This window comes from Halomonas caseinilytica, assembly GCF_001662305.1.
GTDB lineage: Bacteria > Pseudomonadota > Gammaproteobacteria > Pseudomonadales > Halomonadaceae > Halomonas > Halomonas caseinilytica.
In genome coordinates, this window is the sequence record NZ_BDEP01000013.1 from 49129 (window position 1) to 63696 (window position 14568).

The following is a 14568-nucleotide window of genomic DNA, read 5'->3' on the forward strand; positions in this document are numbered from 1 at the left end:
AGCTTAGAGGTTGTTGATGCGGTACTTTTCGCGGAATCGGCGGATCATGATCACCGAGACGAAATTCAGGGAAAGGGTTACCGCAAACAGCACCAGCCCCAGGGCAAAGGCCGACAGGGTTTCGGCACTACCAAACTCCAGATCGCCTGTCAGTGCCGCGACGATCCGGACCGTGACCGTGGTCATGTCCTCGAAGGGGTTGGCGGTGAGGTTGGGACGCATGCCGGCAGCCATCACCACGATCATGGTCTCGCCCAGCGCCCGCGAGACGGCCAGCAACGACGCAGAAATGATCCCGGGCATGGCCGCGGGAACCACAACGTCACGGATCATTTCGCTCCGGGTCATGCCGAGTGCCATGGCCCCCTCGCGCATGCTGCCGGGAACCGAACTGATGACATCATCCGACAGCGAGGAGATGAAAGGAATGATCATGATGCCCATGACGATGCCAGGCGCCATGGCGTTGCTGAAGGAAGCCTCGATCCCAAAGAAGGCAGCGACCGCCACGACGATGGGCGCCACGGTGATGGCGGCGAAAAAGCCATAAACCACCGTTGGGATGCCGGCCAGCACTTCGAGAACCGGCTTGGCCACGGTGCGCACTTTCTCGGGCGCAAACTCGGACATGTAGATCGCCGACAGCAGGCCCACCGGAATGGCCACCAGCATCGCGATCAGGGTGATCATGAAGGTCCCGGCGAACAGCGGCACCGAGCCGAACTGGGCCGCACTTGAGGCTTCATCACTGCGTCCCGCGGCTTCCAGGAAACTGGCACCGGGGTTCCAGGTCGTGCCGGTGATGAAATCCCAGAAACTTTGCATCTGGAAGAAGCGAATCGCCTCCCCGATGATCGAAATCAGGATGCCGAAGGTAGTGAAGATCGACACCATCGCCGCACCGGCCAGCAGGAAGCGCACTACGGCTTCGATGGCCTTGCGGGCATGAAAGTTGGGCTTGACCAGATAGATACCGGCCATCAGCCCGACGCAGGCAACGGTCAGACTACCGGCCAGCAGATAGAAGGTCGGAATGTCTCCGCCCAGCAGCAGCATCACGAAGGCACCGACAGCCCCTACCAGCACCGCAGGCCCCGCCGTGGATAGAACGGTGAACCAGCCATACTGATCGGGCTGAGCGTGCATGGAGGTACCTGCCGCACGCACCCTGGAGGCTTTGGACCGTCCCAGGAAGAAGGCTATCAGACCCAGCACCAAGAGAGTGCCGCAGAAGATGGCGAAGAGTTGATTGGTCTGCATAGGATTCTCTCGAAGGAGTTCATCGACGGATCATCCGTCTTAACGTGAGCCGGCCGACAGCCCTGGCTGTCGGCCGGTTCAGGGCAAGCCCCGGTCGACTTACTTCAGATCAGCCAGTTCCAGTTGCTCCTGGTTCTTGATGGCATTGCGCTGCTCTTCACGCAGATCTTCCGGAGCCGGGATCAGGCCGAGGTCCTTCAGATATCCCATGTCGCCGATCATCTTCTCGCTCATGAACAGGTTGGCATACTCCATCATCGCCGGAACGTCTTCGGCATGCTGGTTCTTGGTATAGAAGAACAACGAGCGAGACACCGGATATTCGCCGCTGCCGATCGCTTCCGGAGTCGGCTCGACGCCATCGATGCTGGAACCGATCAGCGTATCGGCGTTTTCTTCCAGGAAGGAGTAGCCGAAGATGCCGAAGGCATCGGTGTTCTCGGAGAGACGCTGAACGATCAGGTTGTCATTCTCGCCGGAATCGATGTAGGCACCGTCGGAACGGATATCGGTATAGGCTTCGCCATAGGCCTCCATGTCTTCGGAAGCGGCTTCCATGACCAGCTCCTCGAAGGCATCACGGGTACCGGAGGTGGTCGGCGGGCCATAGACGGCGATCTCGCGCTCCGGCAGAGAGTCGTCGATATCGCTCCACTGCTGGTACGGGTTGTCGACCAGCTCACCGTCGACCGGCACCTGAGCAGCCAGGGCCAGGAAGAGCTGCTCACGCGTCACCGGCATGGCATCATTTTCGCTGGACTGCGCGAAGGCGATACCGTCATAGCCGATCATGGCTTCGCTGATGTCCGTCACCCCATTTTCCTGGCAGCGCTCGAACTCGGAGGGCTTCATGCGACGCGAGGCGTTGGTGATGTCCGGCGTGTCGCTGCCCACACCGTTGCAGAACAGGCGCAGGCCACCGCCGGAACCGGTGGACTCGATGACCGGCGTCGGATACTCGGTGGTAGCACCGAACTCTTCAACCACATAGCTGGCGAACGGATAGACGGTGCTGGAGCCCACGATACGCAGTTGCTCTCGCTCTTGGGCCTGGGCAACACCAGCCACGCCAACGGCGGCAGCGATGACGGTGGTCTTGAAAGTGCGGCTATTGAGGATGCGGTTCATGGAGTAGAGCTCCTGTTCATGGAAGTGTTCATCCTGCGCGAAACACAAGATGCCGCACGAAAATGACAGCTTCATGACAATCGCTTACTCGATGTAAAAAACTCAGGCGCCCTCTTCTCGACCCTCCTGGCTCGCAGCGGCCGACCGGCCGGCATGACCGGCCAGCACGCGCAACGCGAGATTGCCGGCCAGCGAGACGAACAGCATGGTCAGCACCATCGGCCAGGCGCTGTCGATCTCGAAGGCGCTCACGATCACGCCGGCCAGAGCCCCGCAGGTGAACTGGATGCTCCCCAGCAATGCCGTAGCCGTGGCACTCATATGACTGAAGTGCTCAAGCATCGAGGAAATGGCATTGGGCGTGATCAGGCCCACCATGCCCATGAACACCATGATCAGGGGCACCACGCTAACGGGCGAATCAAGCCCGGTAGCTACCAGCAGGATCAGACTCAGTGCCACGACGAGTTGCACGCCCATGCCCAGCCGCATGTTCTGCTGCGGGGTACGCCGGCGCAGCAAGCGGATATTGAGACGATTGGACCCCGCCATGACCACCACATTGGCCCCGAAGACCACCGGATAGATCGCCGGTGACAGGCCATAGTGCGTCATGTAGAGAAACGGCGAAGCGGTGATGAAGGCGAACATGCCCGCGAAGGTCGTGGCCACCGACAACACGTACCCCATGGCCTCGCGATGGCACAGCACGCTGACGTAGTTGCGCAACACCTGACGAGGCGAGGCACTGGGCGCATCCGGCGCCCGGGTCTCCGGCAACCGGGTGCCCATCAGCCACAGCAGGAAGGCAGCGTAAACCGCCAGGAAGACGAAAATCAGCCACCAATCGGCCAGATACAACAAGCCGCTACCCACGGCCGGTGCCGCCAGGGGCGCCAGCATCATGATCATCGCCATGGTCGACATGACCTTGGCGGCCTCCCGACCGCTGAAACAATCGCGCACGATGGCCGCCGAATTGACCACGCAGGCACCGCCGCCCAGCGCCTGCACGAAGCGCAGCACGAGCAATTCGACCAGCGAGTCGACTTGGGTGATCATCAAGCTGGCCAGCAGAAACACCACCAGCCCCGTCAGCAGCACCGGCCGACGCCCGAAGCGATCGGAGGCGGGGCCGCCGGTCAGTTGGCCGAAGGCGAATCCCAGCAGGAACAGACTGATCGACAGCTCGGTATGATGGATGCTCTCTCCCACCGCCTCGGCCAGTGCCGGCATGGCCGGCAGGTAGGCATCGATGGCAAAGGGAGCCAGAGCGGTATTGGCCGCCACCAGCAAGGCGGCACGTCTAGCATCGAGGATCAAGGCGCCTCCGCAATCTTCCATGGCAAACTGTTTATGATAACGCCAATTCGCCTTTCCTGCCGGGCGCTGTCACGCGCCCGACGTCCTTGCCCGGTATATTCACTCATTCGGCCTTGTTAGAGTGAAAGGCCGCTTCGAACGATCCACACAAGGGACGCCCCATGGCAGATGACCTGCTTTCACAACTCAAGACCATGACCACCGTGGTGGCCGACACCGGCGACCTCGAGGCGATTCGCCGCTTCCAACCCACCGATGCCACCACCAATCCTTCGCTGATCCTGCAGGCCGCCCAACAGCCGGATCGCCGCGCACGGCTGGCAGAGATCGCTCGCGACGCCATCGACATCGATGATGCCCTGGACGCCGTGGCGGTGGAGATCGGCGGGGAAATCAGCCAGCTGGTTCCCGGTTACGTCTCCACCGAAGTCAGCGCCCGCCTCTCCTTCGATACTGACGCCACCCTGGCTCGGGCCCGTTCGCTGATCGAGCGCTATGGCCGCCAGGGCATAGCGCCCGAACGCATCCTCATCAAGGTCGCCGCCACCTGGGAAGGCATCGAAGCGGCCCGGGTGCTGGAGCGCGAAGGCATTCATACTAACCTGACGCTGCTGTTCAACTTCGCCCAGGCCCGAGCCTGCGCCGATGCCGGCGTGACTCTGGTCTCCCCCTTCGTGGGCCGGATTCTCGACTGGCACAAGGCCCGCGACCCCAATGCCGACTTCAGCGGCGAGCGCGACCCCGGCGTCCAGTCCGTGCGCCGCATCTACGAGCACTTCAAGGGACACGGTTACGATACCGTGGTGATGGGGGCGAGCTTCCGCAACAGCGGCGAGATCCTGGCGCTGGCCGGATGCGATCGATTGACGATCTCGCCCGCCCTGCTCGGCGAACTGGCCGAGACCCACGCGCCGCTGGAACGGCAATTGACGCCTCTGGACGCCGAAACCCAGGTTCCCGAGCCCCAGAACGAAGCCGAGTTCCGTTGGGCGCTGAACGAGGACGCCATGGCCACCGAGAAGCTGGCCGAAGGCATTCGCAAGTTCATGGACGATCAACGCAAGCTGGAAACCCTGCTCGGCGAACTCCGACAGTCATGAGAGCAGCATGGCATGCCTAACGTCCCCGGCATGCCATGCCGAAACACCGGCACTTGCCCCGGCAAACGTTCGGCGCGTCAGTGATGCCTAGTCGCGGCGCTCTGCGCCTCCAGCATTTCCACCAGAGGCTGGAATTGCTCGCGATTGTGCTCGTTCATGCGCATGAGAATACGATGCGCCTCGAGCACACGCTCACGCGTGTCCGCCTCGTCGGCAGGCACTTCGGTCAGATCGCGCAACTCATGCGGCTCGGTGATCGGAGACTCGACCAGGGTGTAGTAACTGGCAAAGCCCATGACATCGAGCATACGTCGTACATCGGGATTGTCGACCACGATGGTGGGCGCCTGCTCGAGCCGCCCACGCAGTGCCATGGCAACCTTGGCCAGGAAGCCAAGCGCGGTGGAATCCACATTGGTGGCCTCGCGCAGATCCACCATCACCGCCTCGAGTCCAGGGGTGTCGGCCAACTGCTGAGCCTGTTGATCGAGAGTCGCACACAGTGTCAGTCGTACGTCGCCACACAGCTTGAGCACGAAGACACCGGAATCGAACGCCGCCCGCAGGCGGCCTTCATGAATCATCATCGCCAAATCCGCTCAACATCATGATCGTCAGGTCGTCGGGCAGCTCGTCATGTCCAGGCGCATCCACGGCGATATTTCCATCGTCCTCCGCTATCTTGCCCAACGCAAGGCCTTCCTTGAGCCCCGCCAGCGTATCGTTGGCCAATGCACGACGCGCGAGCTCTCCCAGCCTGTCATTGAGCGTCTCGCCCGGCAGACACTCCAGAATGCCATCGGAGCATAGCCAGAGCTTGAAGCGTTCAGGCAGAGGACACCCCAGGCGGGGATATTCGACATCCGGGAAGAGCCCGACCGGCATGCCCTCACCGGCCAGCGATGACACATCGTCGCCGGCGACCAGCACGGGCATGGGAAGCTGCGCGCCCAGCGAATAGTGCAGATAGCGACGCTCACGGTCAATCACCCCGACAAACAGGGTCGCATGCTTGCCGATACCGGTATCGAGCAGCTCGCGGTTGAGCGCGGCCAGCCAGCGCGGGCCGAGTTCCTGCGGGTCGCGTCCGTCCCATTCACTCTGCCAGCGATTGAACAGATACTTGAGCAGCACGGTCACGAAGGCCGACGATGCGCCATGCCCCGAGACATCGGCGAAATAGAACAGCGTGTAGCGCTCGTCGTAGTGCTGGAAATCCAGGAAATCCCCGGAGAGATACAAGGAAGGCGCGAGCCAGTAGTCGCAGTTGACGCTACCCGAGCGCTGCGGACGTGGCGGTAGCAGCTTGCGCTGGATCTGCCCGCCGGCCTGCTGGTCGAGGCGCAGCATGGCCAGGTGGGTCTCGAGATGCTCGTTGAGCTCGGCCAGCCGTCGACGATCCTGCTCCCGCTCCTCGGCCAGCCGGTTGATCTCGATGACCCGACGAATCATTCGCCGCAACAGGTGGCCATGCCGCAGCGGGTCGATGACATAATCCACCAGACCGGCATCCACCGCCGAGAGCAACTCGGCATCCTGGCGTTCATCGCTGACCACCAGCGTCGGCAGTCGCCGGCACAAGTCGGGCCATGTCTCCGGCGACACCGCCCGCGAATGCGCCACCACCAGTGCCGTCTCGTCGGGCAATTGCTCGACACTCTCCACCGCCAACACCGCCAGGCCGTCCCTGGCGATGGTGTCGGCCAGGGCGTCGCGCTCCTCGCCCGGCACGTCGACTACTCCGATCAACTGATTGTCGCTCGGCATTCCGTCATCGCCTCACTCGGCGAAGGCATCATCGAAGTCGGTGCCTTCCAGATCGAAACCGTCGCTGGCGAAGGGGTCCTCCCCCAGTTCTCCGTCGCTGACTTCAAAGCGGCGACGCTGCAGCCAACTGTCGCGGATGAAACTGTAGCGATCACCGCGGATCAGGTCTTCCTGGTCGAGCAGTCCCGCTCGGGCATCAATGGCCTGCAGCCCACGCAGGGAATAGCGCACCGTGTCGTCCTCGACATAGGTCACCGGATAGGTATACATGTCCACCGGCAGGCCGCCGGTGTCGCGCAGCGTACTCGGGCCCAGCAGGGGCAGTACCAGATAGGGGCCGGAGTCCACTCCCCAGACGGCCAGAGTCTGCCCGAAGTCCTCTTCCCGGGCCGTCAGATCCATGTGAGAGGCCACATCGAACAACCCGAGAACCCCCACGGTGGAATTGATCAGGAAGCGTCCCGTGGAAGCCCCGGCATTGGCACCCTTGCCCTGCAACAGACTGTTGAGCGTGGTCCGAATCTCGCCGAGATTCGAGAAGAAATTGCCCACACCGGTTTGCACTGGATCCGGCGTCACAAAGCGATATCCCTGGGCCACTGGCTTCAGGGCATAACGGTCGAGCGTATCGTTGAAAGCGAAGACGCCGCGGTTGAAGCCCTCCCAAGGATCCTCGGGATTCGTTCCGGTACTGCTCGAGGTGGTGGCGCAGCCGGACAGCACGGCGAGAGCCAGCCCTGCCAGCAAGGCACGCCCAAGGCCCGGAACGGTTTGCATGGATGGTCGATTCATTGACTCTGCGGTCTCCCTACATAGCATTTCTATTCCCTGAGAAGCGCGGCGTAAATGCCAACGCATGAACGCAGGAAATGCGATGGCCCGACGGAGCCAGGCCTGACCTTCGCCTGGCACGGCCATTCATTCAGTGCTTCCAGTGTTTCCCTTGCCATCAGCGTCGACGCACCACGACATTGCCGGCACTGTAGCCTGCGCCAAAGGAACACACCACCCCCAGGGCACCCGGCGCTAGATCGGCGCGATGCAAGTGAAAGGCGATGATGGACCCCGCAGAACTGGTATTGGCGTAGCGATCGAGAATGATCGGTGCCTCTTCCGGGGATGCTTCCCGCCCCAGCACGCGTCGGGCGATCAGATCGTTCATGTGACGATTGGCCTGGTGCAGCCACAGACGCGACAGGTCGTCGCCTCGCAGCGAGAGACGCGCCAGATGTTCATCGATCAACGCCGCCACCAGGGGGCAGACCTCCTTGAACACCCGCCGCCCTTCCTGGACGAACAGCTTGTCGGCGGCCTGGGGGTCGCTGTCGGTGACCCGGTTGAGGAACCCAGCGTTATTGCGAATGGCATTGGAAAAGCGTGTCGCCAGGCGCGTGCCGAGCACCTCGAAGCGAGACTCGGCAGTGGCTACGGCATCGTCTTCGAGCACAATGGCCGTGCAAGCATCACCGAAGATGAAATGGCTGTCACGGTCGCGGAAATTGAGGTGCGCCGAACAGATTTCGGGACTGACCACCAGGACGCGGCTGGCCGAACCAGCCCGAATGGCATTGGTTGCGGCATCGATCGCAAAGGTGGCGGAAGAGCAGGCGACGTTCATGTCGTAGGCATGGCCACCGGCACCCAGCGCTGCCTGCAGCTCCACGGCCACGGCCGGATAGGCGCGCTCCAGATTGGAGCAGGCCACAATCACCAGGTCGATATCGGCGGCCGCTACCCCGGCCGCCTCAAGGGCCTCGTTGGCGGCGGCAGCCCCCATCTCCCCCTGGATGGAGAGCGCATCGTCGTCACGCACCGGCAGTCGCGGCCGCATCCGTTCGGGATCCAGAATCCCCTCGGCATCCAGCACGTAGCGGCTGTGAATGCCCGACGCCTTGACGATGAAGGATTCACTGGATGGCTGCAGCGGCTCCCGCTCTCCCGCAGCGATAGCCTCGGCGTGACGGGCGTTCTCCGACTCAACCCAAGCATTGAAGGTCTCCACCAGGGCCGCATTGCCAACGGCGTGCGGTGGCGTAAAGAGCCCCGTGCCGGTAATCACCACTTGTTTCATCGTATCTCCTCGGACCCGTCGCCCTTCTTTGGCGGCGCCGGTAACTTCCTGTACATGCGTCAGGCCCTGCCGGTCAATTCGGCCCAGCGTCGTTCCAGACGCTTGGTCGATACCGGCATTCTGGTCCCCAACTGCTGGGCAAACAATGAGACCCGCAACTCTTCGATCCACCAGCCGAACTCGACCAGCGCCGGGTCCTCTACCTCGCCGCGTCGTTCGCTCTCGCGCCGCGCGGCCAGGCGTGCCTCGAAATCCTGTATCTCCTGCATGTGCATCTGATCACGCATGCGCTCTCTCGGCGCCTTCTCCAGGCGAATGCGGGCGGCTTCCATATAACGAGGATACTCTTCCAACCACTCCCCCGCCTCACTGACGAAACCGGGGTGCACCAGACGCTGCATCTGGGCCTTGAGATCACTGTATACCAGTGCCAACGAGAGGTTCAGATTGCCCTTCAACGCCTTGGTCACCGCCAGGTGACCCTCGAGAGCCTTCTCCAGGGTAGCCAGCAGCGTCTCCGCCTTCGGCACCAGTTCCGCGCGACACGCCGCCAAGCGCTGCTCGAGCTCGTCCGCCGAACGGGGCAGCGGATCCACCGCCACGACCTGGCGGAAGGTCGCGGCCACGACATCGTCGCTGAGCTGGCGCTTGCTGCCGACCTTGGTGAACAGCAGAGCGCAAGGCTTCATACCGGCAAGGCGCTCGATGGTTCTGGCCTGATCGGGCAGGCGTGTCATGGCCGCCCGCACCACGCCTCGACGATGCGCCTCTCGGGCCTTGTCGGGATGGTCGAACAGCTCGACATCCAAGGCATCGCCCCGGGGAACCACGGCCGGAAAGGCCTCGACACGGATGCCCGCCTGCGTCGTCACCCGGGACTCGGGCAGCGGCGTCTCCGGCAGACTATCGAGCGAACGTCCTTCGCTGGCCTGCTCGGCCAGCGCCTGGGCTCCCTGCCCCGCCGCTTCTTCAAAGCGTCGCTCGAGTTCACGAACATCACGCCCCTGCCCGAGCTCGCGCCCTTCGTGATCGACCACCTTCAGGTTCATGATCAGATGCGGCTCGAGCTGATCGATCCGCCAGTCGTCGGGATGCGGGCGTGTGCCTGTCTTGCGCCGCAGGAACTCGCCCAGCGCCTCGGTGAGCGGCGTGTCGTCCGGCGTCATGGTCTGCAGGGCGGCATCCACCCAATCCGGGATCGGTACTACCTGACGGCGCATGGCTTTAGGCAACGACTTGAGCAGGCTGATGCATTTCTCGCGCAGCAATCCCGGCACCAGCCACTCGAGGCGCCCCGCGGGCAACTGCGGCAACATGGCCGCCGGTACGGTCAGCGTCACACCGTCGTCCTCGGCGCCAGGCGCGAAATGATAGCTCAGCGGATAACGCACGCCACCCAGTGCGAGCTCATCGGGGTAATCCGCTTCGGTGACTTCCTCGGCCTGGCGGGCGAACAGCGCCTGGCGGTCGAACTTGAGAATGTCGGGATCGTCACGCTCGGCCTTCTTGCGCCAGGCCTCGAATCCCTTGCCGTTGACGACGTCCTCGGGAATCCGGGCATCGTAGAAATCAAACAGCGCCTCCTCGTCGACCAGGATGTCGCGCTTGCGAGCCCGGTCCTCGAGGTCCTCGACCTCTTCGATCAGCGCCCGGTTATGGGCAAAGAACTCGCCGTGCGTCTTGAACTCGCCCTCGACCAGTGCCCGGCGAATGAACAGCTCCCGGGATTCCTGCGGTGCGATGGGGCCGTAATGGACACGCCGGCGGGCAACGATGGGCAGGCCGAACAGGGCCACCTGCTCGAAGGCCACCACCTGGGCACGCTTCATTTCCCAGTGCGGCTCGCTGTAGCTGCGCTTGACCAGATGCTCGGCCACGGGCTCGATCCACGCCGGATCGATACGCGCCACGGTGCGGGCGAACAATCGCGAGGTCTCGACCAGCTCGAAAGCCATCAGCCACTTGGGTGTCTTCTTCGCCAGTCCCGAACCGGGGTGGATCATGAACTTGCGGTTGCGCGCCCCCAGATACTCGCGATTCTCGAGAAACTGGCCCAGATGCGAGAGCAGGCCCGGCAGCAGCGCTTTGTGCAAGCGCGCGGCGTTCTCGCGACGCGCCTGCCGAGCGGCGTCGTCGTCGGCCTCGGCGGCCGGCTCGGCGGCTCCGGCCGGTACCTCGATATCCATGTCGCGCAGCAACTGGCGCAGCTGGCGGAAGGTATCGTGCCACTCCCGCAACCGCAGATAATTCAGGTAGTGATCACGGCACCAGCGACGCAAGCGATTGCCGGAGAGCTCTTCCCGAGCGGCCTCGAAGCCGTTCCAGAGATTGAGCAAGGCCACGAAATCGGAATCCGCATCCTGCCAGCGCCGATGCGCCTGATCGGCGGCCTCGCGCTTGTCGGCCGGCCGTTCCCGGGGATCCTGGGTAGCCAGCGCCGAGACCACGATCAACACGTCGCGCAAGCCGCCCTGCTCGGCACCAGCCAGCAGCATGCGCGCCAGTCGAGGGTCGATGGGCAGGCGAGCCAGACGCTTGCCCATGGACGTAAGACGCTGTCCGTCATCCACCGCGCCGAGCTCGAACAGCAAGCGGAAGCCATCGGTGACAAAACGCGAATCCGGCGGATCGACGAAGGGAAAATCCGAGATGTCGCCGAGCCTGAGCGACAGCATCGAGAGGATCACCGACGCCAGGTTGGTGCGCCGGATCTCCGGATCGGTGAATTCCGGACGCCCCAGGAAATCCTCCTCGTCGTAGAGACGAATGCACACGCCCTCGGCGATACGCCCGCAGCGCCCCTTGCGTTGATTGGCACTGGCCTGGCTGATCGGCTCTACGGGCAAGCGCTGGATCTTGGCGCGGTAGCTGTAGCGGCTGATGCGCACCAGCCCCGGGTCGATCACATAACGGATGCCCGGCACGGTGAGCGAGGTCTCGGCGACATTGGTCGACAGCACGATGCGCCGTCCCTTGTGAGGCGCGAAGACGCGATTCTGCTCGGCATTGGAAAGCCGCGCGTAGAGCGGCAGGATCTCGGTGTCGCGCAGGTCGGCACGACGCAGGGTATCGGCCGTCTCGCGAATCTCCCGTTCACCGGGCAGAAACACCAGGATGTCCCGAGGCCCATGGAACCAGCGCTTCTCGCGCTCGATGGTCTCGATCTCTTCCACCGCATGCAAAATGCCTTCCTGGAGAGTACGATCTTCTTCGTCTTCCTCGTCGCGAATCAGCGGGCGATAACGCACCTCCACCGGATGAGCACGCCCGGAGACTTCCACCACCGGCGCCGGTCGCGTCTTGCCATCGGCATCCTCGATGGCGAAGTGCGCGGCGAAACGCTCCACGTCGATGGTCGCCGAGGTGATGATCACCTTGAGATCGGGGCGACGCGACAACAGGCGCTTGAGATAACCGAGCAGGAAGTCGATATTGAGGCTGCGCTCGTGCGCCTCGTCGATGATGATCGCCTCATAACGAGACAGATCCGGGTCGTTGCGCGTCTCGGCCAGCAGGATGCCATCGGTCATCAGCTTGACCCGAGTGGCCTCCGCCGTCTGGTCGGTGAAACGTACCTGGTAGCCGACCTGCTCGCCGAGCGGTACCTGCATTTCCTCGGCCAGGCGGGTCGCCACGGAGCGCGCGGCCAGTCGCCGCGGCTGAGTATGGCCGACGAGGCCTCGCCGGCCGAGCCCGAGTTCCAGGCACAGCTTGGGCAACTGGGTGGTCTTGCCCGAGCCGGTCTCGCCGGCCACCACCACGACCTGGTGGTCGCGCAGGGCCGCGAGGATATCCTCGCGGCGCTCGGAAACCGGGAGTTGCTCGGGATAGTCCAGATGCACCGGACGCGCGGCGCGGGCCTCGACCTTGGCCCGCGAACGTTCGATCTCGCGGCTCACCTCGGCAAGCCCGCGATCCACCGGCTTGCCTTGCCGCGCACGCCGGTTCAAGCCGGCGAGTCGCTTGCCCAAGCGAGAGGCGTCGCGCAGCTGGACACCCTCGAGTTCACGCTGCAGGGCCTTCAGGGCATCGAGATCGCGGTGGGAAATGTCGGCGGCTTGATCGGTCTGGGGGCTACTACTCACGATGGCTCGATGACTCCGGTGTTCATTGGCGGGAGAATTGTAACGCCCCGCCGGGTGCACCGCCTAATCGAGCCGGCCCAGCGCCGCTGCCGCTCACGACGTTTCGCTTTCCTCGTCACGCAACTCGCGACGCAACACCTTGCCGACATTGGTCTTTGGCAGTTCGTCACGGAACACGACCTGACGCGGCACCTTGTAGGCAGCGAGTTCCTGCTTGCACCAGCGACGCAGGGTCTCGGCATCGAGCTGCGGATCCTTGGCCACCACGAACAGCTTGATCGCCTCGCCGCTGTCCTCGTCCGGCACACCCACGGCGGCCGATTCCACCACTCCCGGATGCATGGCCACCACATCCTCGATCTCGTTGGGATACACATTGAAGCCGGACACCAGAATCATGTCCTTCTTGCGGTCGACGATGCGGATATAGCCATCGTCCTGCAGCAGCGCGATGTCGCCGGTATGGAACCAGCCGTCGGCATCGATCGCCTTGGCAGTCTCATCGTCGCGATTCCAGTAGCCCTTCATCACCTGGGGACCACGAACGCACAGTTCCCCGGCCTCTCCCCAAGGCAGATCGTTGCCCTCGAGGTCCACCACCTTCACCGAGGTGCCGGCCACCGGCTTGCCGATGGTCCCGAGCTGGATGGCGTCGATCGGATTGAAGCTGACGATGGGCGATGTCTCGGTCAGGCCATAGCCTTCCGCCACGGCACAGCCGGTGACTTCCTCCCAACGCTTGGCAGCCGCCTTGGTCAGGGCCATGCCGCCGGAAATGGTCAGCCGCAGCGACGAAAAGTCCAGAGCTCGGAAGTCCTCGCGATTGCACAGGGCATTGAACAAGGTGTTGAGGCCGATGAAGCCGGAGAAGTCGAGCGACTTCAGCTCCTTGACGAAAGCGTCCAGGTCACGCGGATTGGTGATCAGCACCGAATGGTTGCCCGTCTCCAGCATGAACAGGCAATTCACCGTGAAGGTGTAGATATGATAGACGGGCAACGGTGCGATGATGGTTTCGCCGCCCTCGTGCAAGCCCTTGCCGATGGCCTGGCGAGCCTGAAGCATGTTAGCCACCAGGTTGCCATGCGTCAGCATGGTTCCCTTGGCCAGCCCCGTGGTACCGCCCGTGTACTGCAGGGCCGCGATATCGTCGCCCCCCCGGCTCGCCTCACGATGTTCCAGGCCGGCGCCGAGCCGCAGCGCACGCCGCAAGGGCACGGCCTGAGGCAGGCCATAGGCCGGCACCATCTTCTTGACGTACTTGACCACGGCATTGATCAGTTGGCGCTTGGGAAAACCGTGCAGATCGCCAAGCTCGGTCACCACCAGGTGCTCGATATCGGTCTGTTCCAGCACCCGCTCCAGCTTGTCGGCCATATTGGCCAGGATGACGATGGCCCGTGCCCCGGAATCCTTGAACTGATGAGCCATTTCCCGCTCGGTGTACAGCGGATTGGTATTGACGACCACCATCCCGGCCCGCAGGGCACCGAAGACCGCCACGGGAAACTGCAGCGTATTGGGAAGCTGAATGGCAATGCGATCGCCAGGCTCGAGGCTCGTCTCATGCTGCAACCAGGCCGCGAAATCACCGGAGAGCCGGTCCAGCTCGGCATAGCTGAGCGTCTGCCCCATGCAGCTGAAAGCGATATTGTCGGCAAAGCGCTCGACGCTGGCGTGAAAGACATCCAGCACCGAGGCGTAGTCGCCGGTGCCTTCCATGTCGGGGCCATTGAGAATGGCCGGGTTGGCGTGCTCGTTCATGGCGTTCTCCACGATTCGCGCCGACCCCGAGGTCGGCCATTGTTATTCTGGGACTACCCTATACCAGCAG

General features: G+C 63.2%; 10 protein-coding genes. 1 reads left to right on the plus strand and 9 read right to left on the minus strand.

Annotation, left to right across the window (positions count from 1 at the left end; translation table 11 throughout):
• Nucleotides 1-3: 3 nt before the first annotated feature.
• The 3 genes from pstC to A9O65_RS06760 form a co-directional block, all read right to left on the minus strand.
• On the minus strand, nt 4-1260 hold the full coding sequence (gene pstC, locus A9O65_RS06750; protein ID WP_064698704.1) for a phosphate ABC transporter permease subunit PstC: 1257 nt from the start codon (nt 1258-1260) through the stop codon (nt 4-6).
• A gap of 99 nt (nt 1261-1359) precedes the next feature.
• Nucleotides 1360-2388 carry a PstS family phosphate ABC transporter substrate-binding protein gene (locus A9O65_RS06755; protein ID WP_064698874.1) on the minus strand — a complete coding sequence of 343 codons (1029 nt, stop codon included), beginning with the start codon at nt 2386-2388 and terminating at the stop codon, nt 1360-1362.
• 102 nt (nt 2389-2490) lie between these two features.
• A complete protein-coding gene (locus tag A9O65_RS06760) occupies nt 2491-3711 on the minus strand; it encodes a multidrug effflux MFS transporter (RefSeq protein ID WP_064698875.1) in 1221 nt (406 codons plus the stop codon).
• A gap of 161 nt (nt 3712-3872) precedes the next feature.
• On the opposite strand from A9O65_RS06760, the gene tal reads away from it, so the two are divergent.
• On the plus strand, nt 3873-4811 hold the full coding sequence (tal, locus tag A9O65_RS06765) for a transaldolase (protein ID WP_064698705.1): 939 nt from the start codon (nt 3873-3875) through the stop codon (nt 4809-4811).
• Nucleotides 4812-4888: 77 nt separating this feature from the next.
• Here the strand turns inward: tal and A9O65_RS06770 are convergent, their stop codons facing one another.
• The 6 genes from A9O65_RS06770 to A9O65_RS06795 all read right to left on the minus strand — a co-directional run bounded on the left by A9O65_RS06770 (nt 4889) and on the right by A9O65_RS06795 (nt 14498).
• On the minus strand, nt 4889-5398 hold the full coding sequence (locus A9O65_RS06770; RefSeq protein WP_064698706.1) for an STAS domain-containing protein: 510 nt from the start codon (nt 5396-5398) through the stop codon (nt 4889-4891).
• Nucleotides 5385-6578 carry a PP2C family protein-serine/threonine phosphatase gene (locus A9O65_RS06775; protein WP_064701728.1) on the minus strand — a complete coding sequence of 398 codons (1194 nt, stop codon included), beginning with the start codon at nt 6576-6578 and terminating at the stop codon, nt 5385-5387. The genes A9O65_RS06770 and A9O65_RS06775 overlap by 14 nt, the downstream gene beginning before the upstream one ends.
• Nucleotides 6579-6590: 12 nt before the next feature.
• Nucleotides 6591-7355 (minus strand): MlaA family lipoprotein, encoded by a 765-nt coding sequence (locus A9O65_RS06780; protein ID WP_170825718.1) that lies wholly within the window; start codon nt 7353-7355, stop codon nt 6591-6593.
• 172 nt (nt 7356-7527) lie between these two features.
• Nucleotides 7528-8649, minus strand: a complete 1122-nt coding sequence (locus A9O65_RS06785; RefSeq protein ID WP_064698709.1) for a beta-ketoacyl-ACP synthase III — start codon at nt 8647-8649, stop codon at nt 7528-7530.
• 59 nt (nt 8650-8708) lie between these two features.
• Nucleotides 8709-12734, minus strand: a complete 4026-nt coding sequence (gene hrpA, locus A9O65_RS06790) for an ATP-dependent RNA helicase HrpA (protein ID WP_064701729.1) — start codon at nt 12732-12734, stop codon at nt 8709-8711.
• Between the two features lie 93 nt (nt 12735-12827).
• On the minus strand, nt 12828-14498 hold the full coding sequence (locus tag A9O65_RS06795) for an AMP-binding protein (protein WP_064701730.1): 1671 nt from the start codon (nt 14496-14498) through the stop codon (nt 12828-12830).
• Nucleotides 14499-14568: the final 70 nt, after the last annotated feature.

Coding starts and splice junctions, on each gene's coding strand:
- tal (WP_064698705.1), top strand. CDS start 3,873: ATGGCAGATGACCTGCTTTCACAACTCAAGACCATGACCACCGTGGTG.
- A9O65_RS06755 (WP_064698874.1), bottom strand. CDS start 2,388: ATGAACCGCATCCTCAATAGCCGCACTTTCAAGACCACCGTCATCGCT.
- pstC (WP_064698704.1), bottom strand. CDS start 1,260: ATGCAGACCAATCAACTCTTCGCCATCTTCTGCGGCACTCTCTTGGTG.
- A9O65_RS06780 (WP_170825718.1), bottom strand. CDS start 7,355: ATGCAAACCGTTCCGGGCCTTGGGCGTGCCTTGCTGGCAGGGCTGGCT.
- A9O65_RS06795 (WP_064701730.1), bottom strand. CDS start 14,498: ATGAACGAGCACGCCAACCCGGCCATTCTCAATGGCCCCGACATGGAA.
- A9O65_RS06785 (WP_064698709.1), bottom strand. CDS start 8,649: ATGAAACAAGTGGTGATTACCGGCACGGGGCTCTTTACGCCACCGCAC.
- A9O65_RS06770 (WP_064698706.1), bottom strand. CDS start 5,398: ATGATGATTCATGAAGGCCGCCTGCGGGCGGCGTTCGATTCCGGTGTC.
- A9O65_RS06775 (WP_064701728.1), bottom strand. CDS start 6,578: ATGCCGAGCGACAATCAGTTGATCGGAGTAGTCGACGTGCCGGGCGAG.